21 protein-coding genes are annotated in these 20,864 nt (G+C 65.5%); 10 read left to right on the top strand and 11 right to left on the bottom strand.

Annotated features, from left to right (window positions below; genetic code table 11):
* Positions 1–2: 2 nt before the first annotated feature.
* The 3 genes from ACGFK1_RS20175 to eltD are packed head-to-tail and all read right to left on the bottom strand — an operon-like array spanning position 3 to position 3,497.
* Complete coding sequence (locus ACGFK1_RS20175; protein WP_393433033.1) at positions 3–959, bottom strand: carbohydrate ABC transporter permease; 957 nt, start codon at positions 957–959, stop codon at positions 3–5.
* Between the two features lie 14 nt (positions 960–973).
* The gene (locus tag ACGFK1_RS20180; RefSeq protein ID WP_393433036.1) at positions 974–2,380 is read right to left on the bottom strand and encodes an extracellular solute-binding protein; all 1,407 of its coding nucleotides are present in this window, start codon (positions 2,378–2,380) and stop codon (positions 974–976) included.
* A gap of 28 nt (positions 2,381–2,408) precedes the next feature.
* Complete coding sequence (gene eltD, locus ACGFK1_RS20185; RefSeq protein ID WP_393433039.1) at positions 2,409–3,497, bottom strand: erythritol/L-threitol dehyrogenase; 1,089 nt, start codon at positions 3,495–3,497, stop codon at positions 2,409–2,411.
* Positions 3,498–3,647: 150 nt separating this feature from the next.
* Between eltD and ACGFK1_RS20190 the strand changes: the two genes are divergently transcribed.
* Positions 3,648–4,694, top strand: coding sequence for a sugar-binding transcriptional regulator (locus ACGFK1_RS20190; protein WP_393433042.1), 1,047 nt, complete (start codon positions 3,648–3,650; stop codon positions 4,692–4,694).
* Positions 4,691–5,482, top strand: a complete 792-nt coding sequence (locus ACGFK1_RS20195; protein WP_393433045.1) for an SDR family NAD(P)-dependent oxidoreductase — start codon at positions 4,691–4,693, stop codon at positions 5,480–5,482. Before ACGFK1_RS20190 ends, ACGFK1_RS20195 begins: the two co-directional genes overlap by 4 nt.
* Here ACGFK1_RS20195 and ACGFK1_RS20200 read toward each other — a convergent pair.
* The 3 genes from ACGFK1_RS20200 to ACGFK1_RS20210 all read right to left on the bottom strand — a co-directional run bounded on the left by ACGFK1_RS20200 (position 5,467) and on the right by ACGFK1_RS20210 (position 8,799).
* Positions 5,467–6,966, bottom strand: a complete 1,500-nt coding sequence (locus tag ACGFK1_RS20200) for an FGGY-family carbohydrate kinase (protein ID WP_393433048.1) — start codon at positions 6,964–6,966, stop codon at positions 5,467–5,469. The two genes, ACGFK1_RS20195 and ACGFK1_RS20200, sit on opposite strands and share 16 nt — an antisense overlap.
* 106 nt (positions 6,967–7,072) lie before the next feature.
* Positions 7,073–7,342 carry a hypothetical protein gene (locus tag ACGFK1_RS20205; RefSeq protein ID WP_393433051.1) on the bottom strand — a complete coding sequence of 90 codons (270 nt, stop codon included), beginning with the start codon at positions 7,340–7,342 and terminating at the stop codon, positions 7,073–7,075.
* Positions 7,339–8,799: a dihydrolipoyl dehydrogenase family protein gene (locus tag ACGFK1_RS20210; RefSeq protein ID WP_393433054.1), complete on the bottom strand. Its 1,461-nt coding sequence runs from the start codon at positions 8,797–8,799 to the stop codon at positions 7,339–7,341. The genes ACGFK1_RS20205 and ACGFK1_RS20210 overlap by 4 nt, the downstream gene beginning before the upstream one ends.
* A 255-nt stretch (positions 8,800–9,054) precedes the next feature.
* On the opposite strand from ACGFK1_RS20210, the gene ACGFK1_RS20215 reads away from it, so the two are divergent.
* A complete protein-coding gene (locus tag ACGFK1_RS20215; RefSeq protein WP_393433057.1) occupies positions 9,055–9,975 on the top strand; it encodes a LysR family transcriptional regulator in 921 nt (306 codons plus the stop codon).
* A 312-nt stretch (positions 9,976–10,287) separates the two neighbouring features.
* On the opposite strand, the gene ACGFK1_RS20220 is transcribed toward ACGFK1_RS20215, so the two are convergent.
* The 3 genes from ACGFK1_RS20220 to xylB all read right to left on the bottom strand — a co-directional run bounded on the left by ACGFK1_RS20220 (position 10,288) and on the right by xylB (position 13,570).
* Positions 10,288–11,601: an MFS transporter gene (locus tag ACGFK1_RS20220; protein ID WP_393433060.1), complete on the bottom strand. Its 1,314-nt coding sequence runs from the start codon at positions 11,599–11,601 to the stop codon at positions 10,288–10,290.
* A 265-nt stretch (positions 11,602–11,866) separates the two neighbouring features.
* Entirely contained in the window at positions 11,867–12,097 is a 231-nt protein-coding gene (locus tag ACGFK1_RS20225) for a DUF6400 family protein (protein ID WP_393433063.1), read from the bottom strand.
* Positions 12,098–12,172: 75 nt separating this feature from the next.
* Positions 12,173–13,570, bottom strand: a complete 1,398-nt coding sequence (gene xylB / locus ACGFK1_RS20230; protein ID WP_393433066.1) for a xylulokinase — start codon at positions 13,568–13,570, stop codon at positions 12,173–12,175.
* Positions 13,571–13,621: 51 nt separating this feature from the next.
* On the opposite strand from xylB, the gene ACGFK1_RS20235 reads away from it, so the two are divergent.
* From ACGFK1_RS20235 to ACGFK1_RS20255, 5 genes are all read left to right on the top strand, one after another.
* A complete protein-coding gene (locus ACGFK1_RS20235; RefSeq protein WP_393433207.1) occupies positions 13,622–14,383 on the top strand; it encodes a tat pathway signal sequence in 762 nt (253 codons plus the stop codon).
* Between the two features lie 30 nt (positions 14,384–14,413).
* On the top strand, positions 14,414–14,962 hold the full coding sequence (locus ACGFK1_RS20240; protein WP_393433069.1) for a dihydrofolate reductase family protein: 549 nt from the start codon (positions 14,414–14,416) through the stop codon (positions 14,960–14,962).
* A 46-nt stretch (positions 14,963–15,008) separates the two neighbouring features.
* On the top strand, positions 15,009–15,518 hold the full coding sequence (locus ACGFK1_RS20245; RefSeq protein WP_393433210.1) for a DUF6328 family protein: 510 nt from the start codon (positions 15,009–15,011) through the stop codon (positions 15,516–15,518).
* 36 nt (positions 15,519–15,554) lie between these two features.
* Positions 15,555–16,442 (top strand): DoxX family membrane protein, encoded by an 888-nt coding sequence (locus ACGFK1_RS20250; protein WP_393433072.1) that lies wholly within the window; start codon positions 15,555–15,557, stop codon positions 16,440–16,442.
* A gap of 91 nt (positions 16,443–16,533) precedes the next feature.
* A complete protein-coding gene (locus ACGFK1_RS20255) occupies positions 16,534–17,025 on the top strand; it encodes an RDD family protein (protein ID WP_393433075.1) in 492 nt (163 codons plus the stop codon).
* Positions 17,026–17,034: 9 nt separating this feature from the next.
* Here the strand turns inward: ACGFK1_RS20255 and ACGFK1_RS20260 are convergent, their stop codons facing one another.
* Together ACGFK1_RS20260 and ACGFK1_RS20265 are read right to left on the bottom strand one after the other, a co-directional pair.
* The gene (locus tag ACGFK1_RS20260; RefSeq protein ID WP_393433078.1) at positions 17,035–18,516 is read right to left on the bottom strand and encodes a GntP family permease; all 1,482 of its coding nucleotides are present in this window, start codon (positions 18,514–18,516) and stop codon (positions 17,035–17,037) included.
* Entirely contained in the window at positions 18,516–19,031 is a 516-nt protein-coding gene (locus ACGFK1_RS20265; RefSeq protein ID WP_393433081.1) for a gluconokinase, read from the bottom strand. Before ACGFK1_RS20265 ends, ACGFK1_RS20260 begins: the two co-directional genes overlap by 1 nt.
* Positions 19,032–19,154: 123 nt before the next feature.
* Between ACGFK1_RS20265 and ACGFK1_RS20270 the strand changes: the two genes are divergently transcribed.
* Both ACGFK1_RS20270 and ACGFK1_RS20275 read left to right on the top strand, forming a co-directional pair.
* Positions 19,155–19,871 carry a FadR/GntR family transcriptional regulator gene (locus ACGFK1_RS20270; protein ID WP_393433084.1) on the top strand — a complete coding sequence of 239 codons (717 nt, stop codon included), beginning with the start codon at positions 19,155–19,157 and terminating at the stop codon, positions 19,869–19,871.
* Between the two features lie 77 nt (positions 19,872–19,948).
* Complete coding sequence (locus tag ACGFK1_RS20275; RefSeq protein ID WP_393433086.1) at positions 19,949–20,833, top strand: hypothetical protein; 885 nt, start codon at positions 19,949–19,951, stop codon at positions 20,831–20,833.
* The last annotated feature ends 31 nt before the right edge of the window (positions 20,834–20,864 follow it).

The raw sequence follows: 20,864 nt of genomic DNA on the forward strand, positions 1-20,864 counted from the left end.
GTCTACGACTCCGCTCCCGCAGCCCGACGCTGCGCCTTGCCGAGCACGCTCACCAGGTAGCGCGCGGTGATGAACACGATGATCCACAGCAGCAGCATGTAGGTGCTGCCGCGGGAGTAGTCGAGGTTGATGATCGAATCCTCGAATGCGCCGATCTGCAGCGTTCGGGTGGCCACGCCGGGTCCGCCGGCGGTCAGGACGTAGATGTGGTCGAACACCTTCAGGTTGTCCATGAACCGGAAGATCACCGCGACCAGGATGTAGGGCCACAGCATCGGAAGCATCAGCTTGCGGAACATGTAGAACCAGCTGGCGCCGTCCACCTCGGAGGCTTCGAACGGTTCCTTGGGTAGTGACCGGATGCCGGCCAGCACCAGGATCGCCACGAACGGGGTGAAGATCCACGTGTCGACAAGGATGACCGACATCAGGGCGGTTCGGCCGGACAGCCAGTCGAAGGTACTCCCCAGCCCCAGAACGTGATTCAGGATGCCGAATTGCGGATTGAACATCAGCTTCCAAATCACACCCGCGATCACGGGCGCGATCATCAGCGGAACGATCAGCACCTTCTCGAACAGCCGCCCAATCATGCTGGACCGGTTGAGCAGCAGAGCCAGGCCGACGCCGATCACGGTCTCGATCGCTGTCGCCGCCACCGCGAAGATGCCGGTGACCTTGACGCTCTGCCAGAACACCTGATCGCCCAGTACCGACTTGAAGTTGTCGAACCAGATGAAGTGCGGGCTGGGGTTGACCGCCGCGTAGTTGAGGAATGCGTAGTAGGCGCCCAACACGAACGGGTAGAGGATGCCGATCACGATCACCAGCGCGGGGATCGACAGCAGGTAGGGCCGCAACTTGCGGCGCCACCGCGGGATCTCCGGCAGCGGGCGGCGTGAAGTGGTGTCGGGTTGCTCGGGTGCGGACTGTGCGGCCTTGGACGTCTGCGTTGTCATGGTGCGCCTGACTCCTACAGGTTGACCTTGGAGGTGTTGGTCTTGGCGAGGCTGCGCAGTCGCGACGCGGTATCCGCCCCGCCGTAGATGTCCTGCAGCGCGACAGCCCAATTCTGAGTGGTGTCAAAGAACTTCTTCTGCGGCGTGAACTGGATCTTCGACGACCCGATCACGGTCTCGAACGCCTCCAGGTAGCCGAACTGGTCGGCGGCCACCCGCTTGAACGTGGTGTCGAACACCGATTTGCGAACCGGATCGGCGTACGTGCCGCCTTCCACGGCCTTGTTCAGCGAGTCCTTACCGGTGGCCCACTGGATGAACAGCCAGGCAGGCAACTTGTTGCGAGAGTTGGCGCTCATCGCCCAACTCCACGTCCAGAGGTTTGTCTTGTAGTTGCCGTCCGGGCCCGCCGGACCCGGATACCAGCCGAGGTTGCCGGCAAGCGCGCTGGCGCCCGGCTTGTTCTTCGGGTAGGTCGCGCTGTCGGCGTCGTACACCATCATCGCCGTGCCGTCGCCGAGATCGCCTGTGGCGTTTGGGTAGTCATACGAGGTCCATGAGGTCGGCCCCGCCTGGTGCTGCATCTCGATCCACTTCTTGGTGAAATCGATCGCTTTATCGCTGGCCATCTGGGCGACGAGGTCGGAACCGTCGAACGTGTAGTCCACTGCCCCTTCGCGTACGTATTGCGTCATGAACCCGGGGTGGATCGTGGCCCATGATTTCGAGCCGCGGGTGGCGATGCCGTAGCGGTTCTGTGAGCGGTCGGTGAGGTCGACGGCGAGTTGAATGAAGTCGTCGAACCGGTCCGGCAGCTTCTTGATGCCTCGTTGGTCGAAGTATTTCTTGTTGTAGGCGACAACGTTGTTCTCGAATCCCCATGGGATCGCCCACTGCCCGCCGGTGCCCAACGGGTTGCCCGTGACGAAGTCCCATCGTGTCGAGGTCCGCAGCCCTTCGAAGATGTCCTCGAAGTCGTAATCGGGCCCGGTGGCTGAGGAGTTCTGCAGCCAGGGGTCCAGGTTCTCGATCCAGCCGGCCGGCCCGTATTGCCAGATGAAGTAGGCACCGAGCATGAAGGCGTCGTGTTTGCCGCTGCCGCCGGCCAATTCGGTGTTCAGTTTGGTGAAATAGTCGGCCTCAGGCACCAGGTCGACGTTGACGTTGATCCCGGTGAGTTCGGTGAACTCTTTGAGCAGGGGCTGATAGGACTTCTGGTATGGATGCGGGGTTTGCAGGATGTTGATGGTCGACCCGGACGCCTTCTTCCAGTCGAAGCCGCCGGTGACTTCGCCGGCCCCGTTGGAGGCGTTGGCTTTTCCTCCGACGCCACATGCCGACAACACCGGTAGGCTGACCGCGGCCATGCCCGCAAGACCCATGGCCGCCAAGATGTCGCGACGCGACAGTTCTCGACTCATCTCTCGTCCTTCGCTTCGACTCGGGTGATCACGCCGGAATCAGCGATACCTTGACCGACTCCTTGCCGCTTGCGACCAGGTCGAGCCCCTTCTGGAAGTCGGTGAGCGGCAATTGATGTGTGCAGATCTGGTCCATCGGCAACACGCCGGACTCGATCATCTTGATCGCGGCGGGCCAGCAGTACGGGCCCAGATGCGCACCGAGGACGTCGAGTTCCTTGTCGTCGCTGATGATGCTCCAGTCGACCGATGCCTCGCTGCCGAAGACGCCGTACTCGACGTAGCGACCGAGTTTGCGTAACACGTTGAGACCCTGGGGAACCGCGGACGGGTGGCCGGTCCCCTCCAGGTAGACGTCAGCGCCGTAACCGTCGGTGAGGTCCTTGATCACGCTGACCGGATCCTGCTCGGCGATGTTGATCGTGATGTCGGCGCCGCAGGCCTCCGCCAGCTTGAGCTTCTCCGGCGCCATGTCCAGCGCGATGACATGCATCGGGTTCTTGGCGCGGGCCCCGGCGACCATGCCGAGCCCGATCGGTCCGCAGCCCGCCACCACGACGGTGTCTTCAAAGGTGATCTGGCCGCGTTCGACGGCGTGCAGTGAGCACGACAGCGGCTCGGCGAACGCCGCGTGGTGTGCAGCGATATCACCGGAGACCTTGTGCACCAACGCTTCCGCCGGATACACCATGTAGCTCGCCATCGCCCCAGGGGTGCGCCGCTTGAAGCCGTACAGGTCGTGCGGTTGGCACATGTGGTACTGGCCGCGCTTGCAAAAGCGGCATTCCCAACACGGCACTATCTGCTCGGAAACCACTCGGTCGCCGATCGTGATGCCCCATCGCGCGGCGGCGGCCTCGTCGAGTGCCACCACACGCCCGGCGAATTCGTGACCGGGAATCACCATGGTCTCCGCCCAAGCAGGCCGATTCTCGTCGCCCCAGAACTTCGCCGCACCGTGGTAGCACTTCAAGTCGCTGGCACAGATGCCGACGGCCTCGACTTTGATCAGGGCCTCGCCGGGGCCGATGTCGGGGACCGTCACCTCCTCGAGGCGATAGTCATGTGGCCCGTGGCAGACCACGGCCTGCATCTTCTCGGGAATTTGGTCGGACATCTGATGCTCCTTCGATGTCGGTTAACCGGCCGGTCACAGCGCCATATCGATGTGGTTGCAGTCACACTAAAACAGCTGGTGCACAAATGTCCAGAACAGATGTTCATAGAAAATTGACTCCGAACGGATGTTCAGTGTCATACTCGTCACGTGCCAGGGTCTGCACACCCCACCCCAGCGGACGGCGTCGACGGCGCCGTTTCCGAGGTCGACGCCGGGCATTTCCAGCCATCGTTGCTGTACACGGCCGCCAAGCTGTACTACACCGAAGAGGCCACCCAAGCCGAGGTTGCAGCGCAACTGGGCACCAGCAGGGCCACCGTCAGCCGGTTGCTCGCCGAGGCTAAGCGGCGCGGGATCGTCCGCATCGAGGTCGTTCCACCCGAGGAGGTGGCAGCCGGTGATCTCGCCGATCGGCTTGTTCGCGCGCTGTCGCTGACGACGGTGTTCCTCAGCCATCCGCTTCCCGCGCCCGGCCCGGGCCGGACGATCATCGACGTGATGGGCGGCGCGCTGGCGCCCGCCGTTGGTCGCGCGTTGGCGGCGGCCGGGCTGTTGCCGGGCGACGCGCTGCTGGTGTCGTCCGGCCGCACCGTCTACGAAGTCGCGCAGTATGAGCTGGTTTCGCTACCTGGTGTGCTGGTGGCGCCGACGGTCGGCGGCAACGACCAGCCCGAGGAGTGGTACCAGACCAACGAGATCACCCGCCGGGTCGCCAACCGGGTGGGCGGACGGCCGAACTACCTGTTCGCGCCCGCGTTGCCGGGACCAGACCTGTACCCGTCGCTGTTGAAGGACCCGAGTATTCAGCGAGTACTCCACTTGTGGCCGCGTGCCCGCTGCGCATTGATGGGTGTGGGCGCGCCACCGTTGCTGCGTTCGGACATTCCGCGGTTCGTGCCAACGGATTCCACGTCGTTACGCTCTGCCGTCGGCGACGTCTGCTCGCGGTTCTACGACCGTGCCGGTGACGAAGTCGATTTCGAGGGACGCGAGCGTCTGATCGCCGTCGAACTCGAGACCCTTCGTCATGTTCCGGTGACCATCGCGGTGGCGGTCGGGCAGGAAAAGATCGACTCCATCATCGCCGGGGCGCGGGGTGGCTATTTCAACCAGCTGGTGACGGATCCGGCTACCGCGGCGGCCATTCTGGCCAGTGTGGACGCCGACCACCAGCCTGCGAAAGGTGGCCCGTGACAACGACGGCGGAACGGCGCTATGCGGGCGCCCTGAGACTCGACGGCAAGCGCGCACTGATCACCGGTGCAACGAAGGGCATCGGCGCCGACATCGCGAAGGCGTTCGCGTCGGCAGGTGCGCGCGTGGTGCTCAGTGGCCGCGACGAAGGTGAGCTGGCGGTCACCAAGAAGGCGTTGGAAGTCGACTTCGGCGCCGAAGTACACACCGCCGCAGTGGATTTGGCGCAGCCGGACGGGGCCGCGCAACTGGCTCAGGTGGCCCGCGACGTGTTCGACGGCCTCGACGTCCTGGTTAACAATGCGGGCGTGTCCCATCCGCAATCGGTACTGCAGACGGATCCGGCGCTGTTCGACGTGACGATCGCGGTGAACCTTCGGGCCCCTGCGCTGCTGGCTTCCGCAGTCGGCGCCGCCATGGTGGAGCAGGGCACTGGCGGATCCATCATCACCGTGGCGTCGGCGGCGGCGTTGGCTCCGCTGCCAGACCACTATGCGTACTGCGCGTCGAAGGCAGGGCTTGTGATGGCGACCAAGGTCTTGGCGCGTGAACTGGGTCCGTACGGTATCCGCGCCAACTCGGTGTGTCCTACCGTGGTGCTCACCGAGATGGGGCAGCGAGTGTGGGGCGAAGAGACGAAAGCCGCACCGATGCTCGACCGGATTCCATTGGGCCGCTTTGCCGTTCCACAGGAAGTCTCCGATGCGGTGGTATGGCTGGCGTCCGACGCGGCAAGCATGATCAACGGCGTCGACATCCCCGTCGACGGTGGCTACACGATGGGCTGACGCTGCCCGATGTCGGGTTCGGCGAGCCGGTGCACCTGTTCGCGGGTGGCCGGGTACAGCTCACGCCACGTCGAGTAGAGGCCGTCGTAGAGCTCGCGGTTGCGTGCGTCGGGCTTGACCTCGCGGGCGATTTTCGCCCAATCGGTGTCGCCGTCCACAAGCCCGACGCCGATGGCTGCGAGCAGCGCGTCGCCGTAGCTGGCGCCGATGGCCTGTTCGGGAACGAGTTGTGGGCGTCCGGTGATGTCGCTGACCGCCTGCGCCCACACCGGGCTGCGCAGCCCGCCGCCAACGGCGACTGTCCTTGTCGCGCTGTGGGCGTCGTCGAAGCGCTCCAGGATCTGCCGGATGCCGAACGAAATCCCTTCGTAGGCAGCCCGGAACAGATGTCCGCGGCCGTGGCGCAAGGTCAGCCCCGCGACAACGCCACGGGCCCGCGCGTCGAAGACCGGCGTTCGCTCGCCCGCCAGGTAGGGCAGCACCAGTAGGCCCTCGCTGCCGGGTGGCACGCCCTGTGCCTCGGCCGTCAGCTCGTCGAACGACGGTTCTCCGGTGACCTTTTGCAGCCACGAGATGAGGCTGCCCGCCGTTGAGGTGCCCGCCGCCAACGCCAAGCTGTTGCGCTCCACACCGGTCGTGGTCCACAACGTCGGGTCACTGTGGTACTCATCGATGATCTGCACCAAGAACATCGTCGAGCCGTACATCAACATCTGGTCCCCTGGCTGTCGCACGCCCACCGAGAACGCCTCGGAGTAGGCGTCGACTGTGCCCGCCGAAACCGGAGTGCCGACAGGAACTCCCGTCGCTTCCGCGGCGGCCGGGGTCACGGAGCCGACCACGTCGCTCGGCCATACCAGTCTTGGCAGTGGCAAGTGTCCACAGATACGTTGTGCCCAGTGGTGATTCCAGTCGAATTTGCGCACGGCATACAGCGGGGCGCACTGGCTGGCGGTGTGATGGTCCATCACGTATTCACCGGTCAGCTTGGCCGCGATGTAGGAGTTGGAGCCGTACCATCCGGTGGCCCTGTCGAACACCTCTGGTTCGCGGCGCCGGACCCATTCGAGTTTCGGGCCGACGGCCTGACTCGACAGCAGGGTGCCCGCCTGGTCCAGGATGTTCTGCTCGCCCAGCTCGGCGGTCAACGACTCGATCTCGGCGGTGGCCCTGGTGTCGATGCCGTAGAGAATCGCCGGGCGCAGTGGTCGCAGGTCGTCGTCGCACAACACGAGGCAGGGTCCGACGCCGCTGACACACATCCCAGCCAGTTTTGCGCCTGCGGGCATCTTGGCCATCAGCGAGGCGCTGATCGAACACACCTCGTGCCACCACAGGGCCTCGGCATCGACCTCGGCCCACCCTGGCCGCGGCAGATCCATCGTGTGCGAGATGGCCTCAGACGCCATGATCGAACCCGTGGTGTCCACCAGGACGCCTTTTGTGCTCCCGGTGCCCATGTCGATGCCGAGCAGCAAGTCCACGCGACAACCCTACGTGGTCCTCCGGTCCGGCACCGTCCAGCGCCGCAACGCAAACGTCGACAGGGCCGAGCAAATAATTGTCCAGTTCTCCGGCCCGTCGGCGCGGTTAGCCTCGGCGGTGGCGGTGGACGCCAGGAGGTTCCGTTGGCGCCGCCGGAGCGATCACCTGAGGAGTGAACATATTGCCGCTCGTCGGGTTGATGTTCTTCTCGGTCGGCGGTGCGGGCGACGCGGTGGTCGAGGGGGTTGTCGTGGTCGGCGGCGTGGTCGTTGGCGTCGGGGTGTTGGTGTGTGCGCACCCAGCGGTGATCACGATCATCGCGACGATGGCTGCGCGCCGTGCCACCCGCGTGAACCGGCGCTTGTGCGGATTCACGAACGACCCTCCAGTGCCATGTCCCGGTTTGCCTCCATCAGCTTCAGCCACACCTCACTGATCGTCGGGAAACACGGCACCGCGTGCCACAGTCGGTCCACGGGAACCCGGGCAGCGACCGCGATCGTCGCCGAGTGCAGGAGTTCCGAGACGCCCGGGCCGACGAAGGTGACCCCGAGCAGATAGCCACCGTCGAGATCGACGACCATGCGGGCCCGGCCGATGTATCCGTCGGCGTAAAAGTTTGCACCTGGGACGCTTTCGCCGATGTCGAGGTCGACGACACGTACTCGGTAGCCGGCGCGCTGGGCTTCTTTCGCGGTGAGTCCGACAGCCGCTGCTTCTGGGTCGGTGAAGAACACCTGAGGCACCGCGTGCAGATCGGCGGTTGCCATGTGCGCGCTCCACGGTGCGCGGTCCAACGGCGCGCCAACAGCCGATGCCGCGATCGCGGCGCCTGCTATCCGGGCCTGGTATTTGCCCTGGTGGGTGAGCAGTGCGCGATGGTTGACATCACCGAGCGCATACAACCATTCATTGTGAGCCCCAGCCACTCGGCAGGAGTCGTCGACGTTGAGCCAGGACCCCGGCGCGAGATCGACTGTGTGCAGGCCGATGTCGCCGGTGTTCGGGGTCCGGCCGATTGCGAAGAGCACCTCGTCGACGTGCAGTTCCTCATCGTTGTCGAGGATCACCGTGACCGGGCCGAAGCCGCCGGGACGGCGCAGTTCGGTGACGGAGACTCCTGTGCGCACATCGACACCGGCGGCCCTGAGACCCGCGGAAACCAGTTCACCGACGAAAGGTTCCATGCGGGGCAACAGGTCATGGGTGCGAGCCAGCAGGGTGACCTGTGAGCCGAGACCCTGCCAGGCGGTCGCCATTTCGACGCCGATACCGCCCGCTCCGACGACGGCAAGGCGTCGCGGTACCTCGCTGCTGTCGGTGGCTTTGCGGTTGGTCCACGGCTGCGCTTCGGCGATTCCCGGGATATCGGGCAGGGCCGCGGTGCTTCCGGTGCAGATCGCCACGGCATGCCGGGCCGTCAGCACGAGGAGTTCGTCGTCGGCGGTCTCGATGGCGACGCGTCGGGGGCCGTGCAGTCTCGCCTGCCCGCGAATGAGGTCGGCGCCGATCTCCTTGACCCAATTGGCCTGGCCGGTGTCGTCCCACAGCGTGACGTAGCGATCACGGCGGCCGAACACGCCTTGCGCCGAGACGGGCGCGGTCACCGCTTCACGGGCACCGTCGACCTTACGGGCGTCTGCCACTGCAAGCACCGGTCGCAGTAGAGACTTGCTCGGAATGCAGCCCCAGTAGGAGCATTCGCCGCCGACCAGTTCGCGCTCGACGACCGCTACCGTCAAACCCGCGGCACGGGTACGCGCCGCGACAGTCTGGCCGACCGGGCCTGCACCCAACACGATCACGTCGTAGCGGTCAGATGGTGTCTCCATGATTGTTCCTCCCATTGCGTGCCACCGATTACCTGAACGCCTCCCGCCCGGTGAATGAAGACGGCCCGCAATTGCGATCGGCGATCGCGGCCATAAGCCGTCCGCATGGCAGGTCGGTTTTTGGGACATCCAACCCACTAATTTGGGCTGTTTATCCCATTTTGTCCAGAGGGATGCCTGCGAAACCGCTGAAGGTCGGCCTGAATCTGATGAATTGCGGTTGCATCGTTCACAGATGCTGAACAATGACGTGCGATGGACACCCGTCGACTGCAACTGTTGCTGTCGCTGTCGCGGCTCGGATCCATGCGGGCCGTCGCGGAGACGCACCACCTCACCACGTCCAGCGTGTCGCAGCAGATCGCTGCGCTCGCCAAGGAAACCGGGGCCCAGTTGATCGAGCCCGCAGGACGTCGGGTGCGGCTCACGCCCGCCGGACAGCGTCTCGCCGAGCACGCGGTGACGATCTTGGCTGCCGTCGACAGTGCACGCCTGGATCTCGATCCGGACGCCGATCCCGCAGGCACCGTCCGGATCGGTGGGTTCGCGACGGGCATCCGGTTGTCGCTGTTGCCGATCGTGGGCGAACTTGCCGAGGAGTTCCCCAAGGTCCACTTCGTGATCAGTGAGTACGAGCCCATCGAGGCGTTCGCGCTGTTGACCAATGACGACCTGGACCTCGCACTGACGTATGACTACAACCTGGCGCCCGCATCGCCAGGCCCGGTGCTGGAAACGGTTGCGCTGTGGACAGTTCCGTGGGGTCTCGGCGTTCCCGCCGACACTCCGGACGGGCCTGCAGAAATCGCCGACTACGCCGACCGGACTTGGATCGTGAACTCCCGCAACACCGCCGACGAGGACGCCGTGCGCACGCTGGCCTCGCTCGCCGGATTCGTGCCGCGCATCGCACACGAGATCGACAGCCTGGAACTGGTGGAGGACCTGATCATCGCCGGCTACGGCGTCGGACTGTTGCCGATCGGAAGGCCGACCTCGGCGGGCGTCAAGGTGCTGCCGCTATCGGACCCGACCGCGATACTGACCGCATATGCGGTGATCCGGCGTGGCCGGGCGACCTGGCCACCACTGCGCACTGTTCTCGACCGGATGCGATCACCCCCCGGCGCCACGCTGCCCCAGCCGAAATGGCCGCGCCCGGTCCCCGCGACATAGACGGTGTCTGCACGCGGCAGAATCCAGTCAAGCGCTTGTCTGGCTGACTGCCTCGACGTCCCCACGCCGGACATCCACGGTGAATCGCTTCGGACCCCAGCCTGTGGCGAGGGCGAAGTAAACTGTCTTCGGTTTGCCGAGAACGGTGGTGGACTCCACCGTCCCGACAGAGCCTGCAGGGACTTCCGGAACGTTCATCCCCTCAATCCGCCGGCGAGCGACGATGGGATCTCCTTTGCGGTACCGAATCTCAGTTACCCCCAGACTCGCTGGAACTCACGTGTCGCTGGCTTGATCGACAGCCGTGCACAACTATGTTGGCAATTTCGGCTGCACCACCGCAACCGAATTGCGATGGGCCGGTGTCCGCACGGCCAGCATGCCGGCAAGACCGACGGCGAGCACCACGCAAATTCCGCCCATCCCGGCGCGATCCGTGCCGAACACGTCGATGAACACCGAAAACAACCATGGCGCAAGGAAAGACACTGCCCGCCCCGTCGTGGTGAACAGGCCGAACGCCACGCCTTCCTTGCCGTCGGCCGCCATGCGCAGCATCAGCGTCCGCGCCGACGCTTGGATCGGGCCGATGAACAGGCACAGCAACAGCCCGCACAGCCAGAACGCCGCAGGTCCTGACAGGGCCATCAGAGTGGTCGCGACCGCGAGCATCGCCAGCAACGACCCGACGATCACTGATTTCGACCCGAGTCGGTCATCGAGGAAACCACCGAGCACCGCGCCCGCGGCGGCGATCACGCTGGCGCCGACCCCGAACAACAGCACGTCGGCCGCCGAGATGCCGTAGACCTTGACACCGAGCACCGCGCCGAACGTTGCGACGCCGGTGATTCCGTCGCGAAACACCGCGCTGGCAAGCAGGTAGTAGACGATATTGCGGTCACGCCGCCACTCGCCGACGATCTCGGTCCACAGCGCCCGGTATGCCCCGAGAAATCCGACCGACTCGCGGCGAACCCCCGGTTCGGCGGCGGGCATGCCGATGAACACCGGTAGCGCGAAGACGGCGAACCATACGGCCGCGAGCAACACCGCCGCCCGCACGTTCTGTCCGTCGGCGCCTGAGATTCCCAACAGTCCATGCCGATCGCCGTCGCCGGAAATGAACCCGAAGTACACGATCAGAAGCAACAGCACACTGCCGAAAAAGCCCATGGCCAAACCGAATCCGGAAACTCGGCCGGCACTCTCGGTCGTCGACACCTGTCGCAGCATTGCGTTGTACGGGACCGTCGCCAAGTCGTTGCACGCGGCGGTGCACGCCAGCAGGATCAGACCCGGCAACAGGTAGCGGTAGTCATCGCGGATCAGGCTCATGGTGGCCGTCAGCAGCACTGCTGCACCGGTCAGCATGGCGAGGACGCGGCGACGCCGCCATGGCGCGTCGACCCAGACCCCGGTGACAGGCGCCAGTACGGCAACCACGAGACCCGCAACGGCCAGCGCACGGCCGAGCCAACTGGCGGCGCTGGTCTGCCCTGGCAGATCGTCGCCGACGCTGCTGGTCAGATAGACCGAGAAGACGAACGTCACCACAATCGCGTTCACGCCCGTCGCGCCGAAGTCCCACAGCGCCCACGACACTTGCGACTGCCGGCGACTCATGATCGCCCACCATATACAGGCCGGAGGCCGCCGCAGCGGTGAGTGTCAGGCGGCCCTGTAGCGACGCACGCTGCGCTCGCGGGTGTCGGTCGACCACAACGTGGCACAGTTCGGGCACTGCAAATGCACCACGGTCGCCTCATTGCTCAACAAGTACTGCCAGTGCGATGGGCAGTTTGTTGTGCTTTGGCAATCGGCGCAGTCTGCGCCCTGGTCGCACGCGGGGCAGGGCAGCCAGGCTCGGCGGCAGCGGTCCGCGGTTGGATCAATCGGCAACACAGTTCGCCGTCCGATCCGGCAGGACGCCCGCACTGACAAGGTCGTCGTAGATGCGCTGCTGCTCGTCGTCGAGGCCGGAGTACAGCATGTCGTGGGCTTTCTCCTCCTCGGCCAGCACCGCTACGGGGTCCCAGTCGTCGCCGATCGCCTCGAGTACCGCCGCACGACGGCGGCCCTCATCAAAAGTGAGGTCGAATGAGAAATCCAGATCGCGCATCGCGGTAGCGTTCCCGACGATCGCTGCCTCGAGCAATGATCTGAATCACGTTCGCAGATTGACCTGTGTCACACTTCATTGCCCCAGCGTCAGCGGTTGCGCGGCCCGGTATTGCTCGATGACTTGCGGCGTGGGGTCAGCGGTGTAGGACGCGGTCGTTTGCACGGACCACTGTGGCGGCGAATCCTGCTGCGACAGAGTCCAAGCCGCCTGCCTAGCCGCTCCGATCGCGACATATTCCGCGGGGATGGGCACATGTACCGGTGCGCCGAGCACCGCAGGGGCGATACGGCGCACCGCCTCCGAGCGCGCTCCACCGCCGATCAGGATGATGCGTTGGGCGTCGACCCCCTGTCCGGCGATCTTGTCGACGCAATACGCCATCGAGGCCAACAGTCCCTCGACGGCCGCGCGAGCCACGTTGGCGGGCAACAGATTACGAGTCGTCACACCATGAAATGCGCCTGCCGCCGCGGGCAGGTTCGGCGATCGTTCGCCTTCCAGGTACGGCACCAGGGTGAGCCCCTCGGCGCCGGCAGGGGCGGACAACGCCAACCTGTCCAACTCATCGAAGTCGATGCCGAGCATCATCGTCACCGCCGCCAGCACCGGCGCGCCGTTGAGCGTGCACACCAGGGGTAGTTGTCGACCGGTTGCGTCGGCGAATCCGGCGACTATGCCCTCAGGATCGTGGGGCGCGACCTCCCCGACGGCGCTGACCACCCCAGACGTGCCAAGGGAAACGACGCAGTCGCCGGTGGCCGCCCCGAGGCCCAATGCCGCGGCGGCGTTGTCACCTGCTCCGGGACCGAGGACCGCGCCGGTCGAAGTCTGGCCCGCGGGCTCCGATGGCGCGAGCACGGTAGGCAGCGACGGCCGCCGGCCGCGCATTGCCAACTCGAGCAGATCGAGCTGGTAACTGTCGGTCTCCGACGAGAAATACCCGGTGCCGCTCGCATCGCTACGGTCCGTGCGCAACGTGGCAATGTCCGTCGACCCCGTCAGCCGCCACGCCAGCCAGTCGTGAGGCAGGCACACCGCTGCTGTCGAATCCGCGTGGGCCGGCTCATGGTCGGTCAACCACCGCAACTTGGTGGCGGTGATGGCCGCGACGGGCACCACGCCGATCCGTTTCGCCCATTCGCCGGGCCCGCCGAGTTCCTCGACGAGAGCCGCCGCCGCGTCACTGGATCGAGTGTCGTTCCAGAGCAACGCGTCCCGGACGACGGCGCCCCCACCATCCAGGCACACCATGCCGTGCTGCTGGGCACCGACCGATACGGCGGCGACGTCGTCGATGCCGCCCGCGGCGGTGATGCTCGCCTCCAACGCCGACCACCACAACCGCGGATCGATCTCGGTACCGTCCGGATGCGGTGAGGACGCGGACCGGACGATCTCACCGGTATCCGCGTCACAGACAACCACCTTGCAGGACTGGGTGGACGAGTCGATTCCCGCAACGAGAGCCACGCCTGCGAAGCTACTACGGTGCGACGGCTGTTGGTCACCATCCTGGTGTTGATGCTCACCGTGGCAGCGGCGCCCGTCGCGCACGGGGACGACGACATGACGGCCAGGGTTGCCGCGGCGGACTCCTATCTGCGCACCCGTCCGGGCACCGCAGGCTACGTCTTGCGGGACCGCGTAACGGGGGCGGTATTCCGCAACGCCCATGCCGCCGACCCGGTGTGGACGGCGTCAACCATCAAGCTCGCGATGGTGGTCGATCTGCTCACCCGTCAGCGCGCGGGCGCGATCACACTGACAGACACCGACAACCGCCTCATCGCGGCCATGCTGCATTCCTCCGACGATGACGCGGCCGACGCATTGTGGTCGCGTTACGGCGGAACAGACCACCTGGCCTACAACAAAGACTTCCCGGCCTACGGGATGTCGGGCCTTCGGCCGCAGCGCGGATACAGCAACACCTTCCCCTACTGGGGCTTTCAGAAGGCCGCCCCGGACGACCTCGACCGGTTGATCAACTACACGCTCACCGGACTGCATCCAGCGGACACCGCAAGCATCGTCGCTCAGCTGCAACACGTCGATGCCAATCAGCAGTGGGGCGTGTGGGGTGCGGGACCGGCGATGGCGCCCGGCAACAAGGACGGCTGGTCGTTGGAGGACTCCGGATGGGTGGTCAACTCCGTCGGCTTCGCGGGGCCTGGGCAGCGGTACACGCTCGCGATCATGAACGATCTACGCCGGGCAGGCGGCTACGACGACGGGGTCGCCACCACGACACACCTGGCGGAGTTGCTTCTCGCCGGCCGATGAGTTCGCGGGAACCGCGTTGTCAGTAGTTGTATGCGGAAACTCGTGATCACGGAAAACGTCACACTCGACGGCTCCATCGAAATGCTGGACGACTGGTTCGATCCGCAGTTGCAGGACGAGGACCTGCTCGAGGAGTCGCATCGCCAAGACGCGCAGGCCGATGCGCTGCTCCTCGGGCGTCAAACGTTCGAGGACTTCCGCGGCTACTGGCCCGAGCAGATCGACGACCCGACCGGCGTGACCGACTATCTCAACCGCGTGAGGAAATACGTGGTGTCGTCGACATTGACCGAACCCGGTTGGCTGAACTCGACCGTGCTCACCGGGGATGCCGTCGAGCAGGCGACCGCGCTGAAGTCTCACCCCGGCTCCGACATCGTAGTGACCGGCAGCATCAGCCTGGCGCACGCGCTGATCGCCGGCGCAGTGGTCGATGAGTACCGGTTGTTCGTCTATCCCACGGTGCAGGGACGAGGCCGCCGACTGTTTCCCGACGGCACGGCAATCGACAGGTTGACACCGATCGGAGCGCCGAAATCGTTCCGCTCGGGCATCACGCTGTTGCGCTACGCCGCGTGATTGCCGCGTTCAAGGTAGGCGCCGTCGCATCGACTGTCACACTTACCTGGTGTCGGACATCGAGCATCCGGAGGCCCAGAAGTGGGACCGGGATCGTGACGAGACGGAAGCCCAACGACTGGACCGGAATTGGTCGAGCCTGCTTCAGGAGTTGCGGGTCGCGCAGACCGGCGTCCAGCTGCTCACCGGCTTCCTGCTGACCTTGCCGTTCCAGCAACGGTTCACCCAACTCGATCACGTCATGCGCACCGTCTACCTCATCACCGTCGGGTGTTCGATCGGCGCCACGGTACTGCTGGTCGCGCCGGTGAGCATGCACCGACTTCTGTTTCGCAGGCACCGCCTCGACACGCTGGTGTCGGCAGCGCACAGCTACGCGATGGTCGGCCTGGTTCTGCTGGGTGTGGCGCTGGCAGGCGTTGCCGTCGTCATCTTTGACGCGGTGGTGGGTGGGGCACAAGCATGGATCGCAGGCGGCCTGACCTTGATTGCGTTGGTGGCCTTCTGGTACGCCATGCCGCTGATCGGTCGACGCGGCCGGAACAACCGCTACTGACGTTTGCGTCATGGTGGGCCGGGGAACTCAGGGCCCATGTTGATCCGACGAATCGCGCGCCCCATGCTGTCGGCAGTCTTCATCAGCCGCGGCGTCGATGCCCTTCGCAGCCCCAAACCCGCGGCAGATGCGGCCCGACCCACCCTCGAGGGCCTGAGCAAGCTGCCGGATCCGGTAGGTACCAACGTTCCGTCCAACGCCGAAACGGTGGCCCGCGTCAACGCCGCGGTACAGATCGGCGGCGGGTTGCTGCTCGCCAGCGGAAAGCTGCCACGCCTGGCATCTGCCGCGCTGGCCTTCTCCGTTGTGCCGGGAAGCCTTGGCGGACATACATTTTGGAGTGAGACAGATCCACAACGCAAAGCCGACGAACGTCGCGCGTTCTTCACCGACGTGAGCCTGATCGGCGGCCTGATCATTGCCGCGCTCGACACCGAAGGTAAACCCTCGCTCGGCTGGCGCGGGCGCCGTGCGGCTCACAAGGTCACCGAGGCGGTCGGCGCCGCCTTGCCGGTCGGTGCGGCCACCGGCGGCGCGCTGACGGACAGCGCTTTCGCGGAGAAGGTGGGGCACGGCCTGCAGGTCGGGGCCGAACGAGGCCGGGAACTGGCGCATGTGGCTCGCGAACGCGGCGCCGAATGGGCGGAGATCGCCCGCGACCGCGCGCCGGTCGTTGTCGAAGCGGCACGCGAGCGAGGTGCGGAGCTGGCCGAGATCGCCCGTGAACGCGCGCCCGTCCTTGCGGAGGCGGCCCGCGAACGCGGCGCAGAACTGGCCGAGGTGGCGCGCGAGCGAGGCGCAGAATGGGCAGAAGTGGCCCGGGATCGCGCCCCCGAACTGGCCGATACCGCCCGTGAACGCGCGGGCGAGTTGGCCGAAACCGCGCGCGCCCAGGCCAAGCAGCGCCGTCGCGCCTGGAGCTGACCTCCAATTCCGTTGCGCGCCATGATCGGCTGTTGCGGTGCTTGCGCGCCAAACCGCCGGCAATTGCGCACGTGAGCGGTACATTTGCCGCATGACAAGCGGTGAGTATCAACCCCAGCCCGGGCAGTACGGCGAACCCGGCGGATATCCGCCTCCCGGTGGTCAGGAACCGGGCGGATTGGTTCCGCGATTCGTGGCGCGCTTCATCGACGGCATCATCGTCAACATCGTCGCGTTTGTGATCGCGATTGCCATCGGTTCCCTGAACAACTACTGGGTGACCGGCCTGTTCTCCGGTCTACTGATGTTCCTGTACTTCGTGGCGTTCGAGTCCAGTCAGGGCTGGACGCCAGGAAAAAAGGTGCTCGGTTTGAGCGTGCACGGCCCTGGCGGCGCCGCGAAACCCGATCTCAAGCAGGCCGCGATCCGTAACGTGTGGACGCTGCTCAACATCGTGCCCTTCATCGGCGGTCTGCTGACCCTCATCGCGGTCATCGTGATCGCGGTGACCATCAACGGCAGCCCGACCAAGCAGGGCAAGCACGACGAACTCGCGGGCGGCACCCAGGTCGTCAAGGCCTAGCGGCGGTCGTCAGATAAAGATCCCGAGCACCAGCACCAGCACCAGGCCGGTCACCGACAACACGGTCTCCATGATCGACCACGACTTGATGGTCTGACCGACGCTCATTCCGAAGAACTCCTTGACCAACCAGAAGCCGGCGTCGTTCACGTGCGAGAAGAACAACGAGCCTGCGCCGACCGCGAGCACGACCAACGAAACCTGGCCGGTGCTCATGCCTTCGACGAGCCCGAGCATCAGCGACGACGCGGTGATGGTGGCGACGGTCGCGGAACCCGTTGCGAGGCGGATCAATACGGCCAACACCCAGGCCAGCAGGATCACTGAAATGTTGGCACCCTTGGCCCAGTCGGCGAGGAGTGTGCCGATTCCGCTGTCCACGAGTTCCTGTTTGAACCCGCCGCCCGCCGCCACGATCAGGATGATGCCCGCCACCGGCGGCAGCGATGTCTCGATGCACTTGACGATCTGATCGCGCGTCATCGCCGCGCCGCGGCCCAGTGTGAAGATGCCGACCACCACTGCGATCAGCAGCGCCATCAGCGGGCGGCCGAGAATGTCGAAAACCTGCCGCAACAGGTTCGTCTTTTCGTCTATGAAGATGTCGACCAAAGCCTTGCCCATCATCAACCCGACGGGCAGCAGCACGGAGAACAGTGTGATACCGAAGCTGGGCCGTTGCCGTTCAACGCGGGTCGCCGTCTTGGTCGCCGTGGCTTCTCCCTCGGCGACGTCCGCGGCGGTCACCACCGATCCCCCGCCGTCGCGCGAGAAGTCGTCGGCATCGAACCGGTCCGGAATGTCGATGACCACCCAGCGCCCGGCCAGCCTGCCGAACAGCGGGCCCGCGACGATCACCGTCGGGATCGCGACGAGCACGCCCAGCGCCAATGTGACACCCAGATCCGCCTTCAACAGGTCGATCGCCGTCAACGGCCCCGGGTGTGGAGGGACCAGCCCGTGCATGGCAGAAAGACCTGCCAGCGCGGGGATTCCCACCGTGATCAGCGACAGTTGAGATCGCCGCGCAACTAGGTAGATGACCGGCATCAACAGCACCAGGCCGATTTCGAAGAACATCGGCAACCCGATGATGGCGCCGACCAACGCCATCGCCCACGGCAGCGCCCGCGGCGATGCATGGCCGACGATGGTGTCGACGATTTCGTCGGCGCCGCCGGAGTCGGCGAGCAGTTTCGCGAACATGGCGCCAAGAGCGATCAGGATGCCCACCCCCGCCGCGGTGGTCCCGAAGCCGTCGCCGAACGAGTCGAGCACGTCGCCGACGTTCTCGCCGGCGACGATACCGACGGCCAGTGCACCGAAGATCAGTGCAAGGAACGGATGCAACTTGGTGACGGTGATCAACACGACGATCAGCGCGATGCCCGCCAACGCGGCCAGCACCAGCTGCCAACCGGGCGCAACAGGTTCCGGTAGCTCGGCGTCGGCCGCCAAGACAGTGAGCGCCTGTCCGATATCGGAAGTCATCAGTTCTCCTGTTCCGTTGTGCGCGCGGCGGATAACGCGACGTAGTTGTCGATGATGGAGTCGATGTTCTGGTCGACGTCGATGGCGATGCCACGTTCATCGGAAATGAGCGGCTCGAGGGTGGCGAATTGTGATGCCAGCAGCGACGCGGGCATGAAGTGGCCCGGCCTGCTGGCCTGGCGTCGACCGATGACTTCGGGTGTGCCCGAGAGATGCAAGAATTCGACGCTCTCGCAGTGGTGGCGCAATTGGTCGCGGTACTTACGCTTCAGCGCCGAACAGCTCACCACCCCGCCGCTGCCGCAATGCTCGGCGAGCCAGCCCCCGATCGCCTCCAGCCACGGGAAGCGGTCATCGTCGTCGAGCGGTTCACCGGCGGTCATTTTGGCGATGTTGGCGGCCGGGTGAAAGTCATCGGCGTCCGCGAAGGGCACGCGCAGACGCTGTGCCAACGCCGCACCGACCGTCGACTTTCCGGAGCCGGAAACGCCCATGACGACGATTGGTGACGCCATTCCCTCCACCTACCCAGTTGTGCTTGACATCACACAGCATGCAGTAATGATCATACGATTGCAACCTAATCACGAAAAAATATGGTTTAAGCCCTGCCAGCAAAGCTATGACAAGATGTATGTGTGACCTCCGAGGCAAACGTCGGCGCACTGCACGGCAATTTGCTCACCGCGTTGGGCACCTCGATCGTGTCGGGGAAGCACCCGGCGGGGCAGGTGCTGACACTCGACGGGGTAGGCGCAGAACACGGGGTCTCACGCAGCGTCGCCCGCGAGGCGATCCGCGTGCTGGAGTCGATGGGGATGGTCGAATCGCGCCGCCGGGTGGGCATCACCATTCAGCCGGCGCTGAAGTGGAATGTTTTTGATCCCAGGCTCATTCGATGGCGGCTCGAGGCCGGCGACCGCGCCGCGCAATTGGTGTCGCTGTCTGAACTGCGTCGCGGTTTCGAGCCCGCCGCCGCAGCGCTGGCCGCCAGACGCGCCGATCCGCACCAGTGCCGGATCATGGCGGCCGCGGTCTCAGACATGGTGATGCACGGCCGCTCTGGCGACCTCGAGGCATACCTGTTGGCGGACAAGGTTTTTCACCAGACCATGCTGGAAGCCAGCGGGAACGAGATGTTCCGTGCGCTCAACGGCGTGGTGGCCGAGGTGCTGGCGGGCCGAACCCACCACGGCATGATGCCCGACACGCCAAACCCCGCCGCGATCGAACTGCACGACCAGGTCGCGCGCGCAGTTCGGCTCCGCGACGAAGCCGGCGCCGAGCGCGCCATGCGCGCCATCATCGACGAGGCGGTTTCGGCTGTGGCCGAGGAGTTTTCCGACCCGAACTAGGGCTTCAGGGCGTCGTGCCGACAGCCGCATCTCAGGGCGAGACCAGCGCCCCGACGACGTGATGGTTAACTGCAGACGTGCGCAGACAACCATCGCTTGCCCGCCGGTTCTTTGATCGCTTCGAACCCGTACACGCCGTCACCTATTTCGCCCCCGAAGCTCGAACAGCCCTCGACGGGCTGGGGTTTCGCGGGTTCTGGATGAGCTACTTCGCGGCTCGGTCCGCGCCTTTCGGCACAGTGCCGGCGCAGGTCGTCACCGCCACGTTCTACAACTTCGCGCCAGAACGCGTCGCCAAGGCGCTACCCGCGGCGTGGGACGTCGCGACGCCCGCGGATGCGCTGCGCGTGCGCGAGGAATCCGCAGCCGAGGCGCTTCGCCGTTACGGCGTGACAGACCAGGAAGCCGCCGCCGCGGCCGAGCTGGCTGAAAAGGCCGCGCGTAACGCACCGCTGGATGGGCGGCCGTTGTTCGCGGCGAACCTGGCCCTGGATTGGCCGGAGGACCCCGTCGCCCGGTTGTGGCATGCGGTGACTCTGCTGCGCGAACAGCGGGGTGACGGTCATGTCGCGGTGCTCGCGACGCTGGGCCTGTCGGGCCGCGAGTGCAACGTCCTGCACGCCGCAGCGGGCCGAGTGCCTAAAGAGATGATCATGCGGAGCCGGGACTACGACGACGCGCAATGGCAGCGGTACTGTTCGCAGCTGTCTGAGCGAGGGCTGCTCGACGACGACGGTGCGCTCACCGACGCGGGCCGCGACTTCAAGCAACGCATCGAGGACATGACCGACGTGCTGGCGTTGTCGGCGCTCGACGCGCTGTCCGACGACGAGGTCGAGCGACTGTTTCGAGTGCTCACGCCGATCACGCGCAAGGTGGTCGCCGCAGGTGATGTGCCCGCCGCGACGCCGATGGGCCTTGACCGCGACGACCTGCACGACGACAGCGCCCACCTCCCCTGATTTCCCGCGACCGTGCGGGTCTGCGCACCGA

This window comes from Mycobacterium sp. NPDC048908, assembly GCF_043197955.1.
GTDB lineage: Bacteria > Actinomycetota > Actinomycetes > Mycobacteriales > Mycobacteriaceae > Mycobacterium.

What these genes read in the sequence shown, in the direction of transcription:
- ACGFK1_RS20265 (WP_393433081.1), bottom strand. Translation starts at nt 19,031, where the DNA reads ATGGCGTCACCAATCGTCGTCATGGGCGTTTCCGGCTCCGGAAAGTCG.
- ACGFK1_RS20250 (WP_393433072.1), top strand. Translation starts at nt 15,555, where the DNA reads ATGTTGATCCGACGAATCGCGCGCCCCATGCTGTCGGCAGTCTTCATC.
- ACGFK1_RS20235 (WP_393433207.1), top strand. Translation starts at nt 13,622, where the DNA reads ATGCTCACCGTGGCAGCGGCGCCCGTCGCGCACGGGGACGACGACATG.
- ACGFK1_RS20175 (WP_393433033.1), bottom strand. Translation starts at nt 959, where the DNA reads ATGACAACGCAGACGTCCAAGGCCGCACAGTCCGCACCCGAGCAACCC.
- ACGFK1_RS20180 (WP_393433036.1), bottom strand. Translation starts at nt 2,380, where the DNA reads ATGAGTCGAGAACTGTCGCGTCGCGACATCTTGGCGGCCATGGGTCTT.
- ACGFK1_RS20240 (WP_393433069.1), top strand. Translation starts at nt 14,414, where the DNA reads ATGCGGAAACTCGTGATCACGGAAAACGTCACACTCGACGGCTCCATC.
- ACGFK1_RS20225 (WP_393433063.1), bottom strand. Translation starts at nt 12,097, where the DNA reads ATGCGCGATCTGGATTTCTCATTCGACCTCACTTTTGATGAGGGCCGC.
- ACGFK1_RS20260 (WP_393433078.1), bottom strand. Translation starts at nt 18,516, where the DNA reads ATGACTTCCGATATCGGACAGGCGCTCACTGTCTTGGCGGCCGACGCC.
- ACGFK1_RS20220 (WP_393433060.1), bottom strand. Translation starts at nt 11,601, where the DNA reads ATGAGTCGCCGGCAGTCGCAAGTGTCGTGGGCGCTGTGGGACTTCGGC.
- ACGFK1_RS20255 (WP_393433075.1), top strand. Translation starts at nt 16,534, where the DNA reads ATGACAAGCGGTGAGTATCAACCCCAGCCCGGGCAGTACGGCGAACCC.
- eltD (WP_393433039.1), bottom strand. Translation starts at nt 3,497, where the DNA reads ATGTCCGACCAAATTCCCGAGAAGATGCAGGCCGTGGTCTGCCACGGG.
- ACGFK1_RS20215 (WP_393433057.1), top strand. Translation starts at nt 9,055, where the DNA reads ATGGACACCCGTCGACTGCAACTGTTGCTGTCGCTGTCGCGGCTCGGA.
- ACGFK1_RS20210 (WP_393433054.1), bottom strand. Translation starts at nt 8,799, where the DNA reads ATGGAGACACCATCTGACCGCTACGACGTGATCGTGTTGGGTGCAGGC.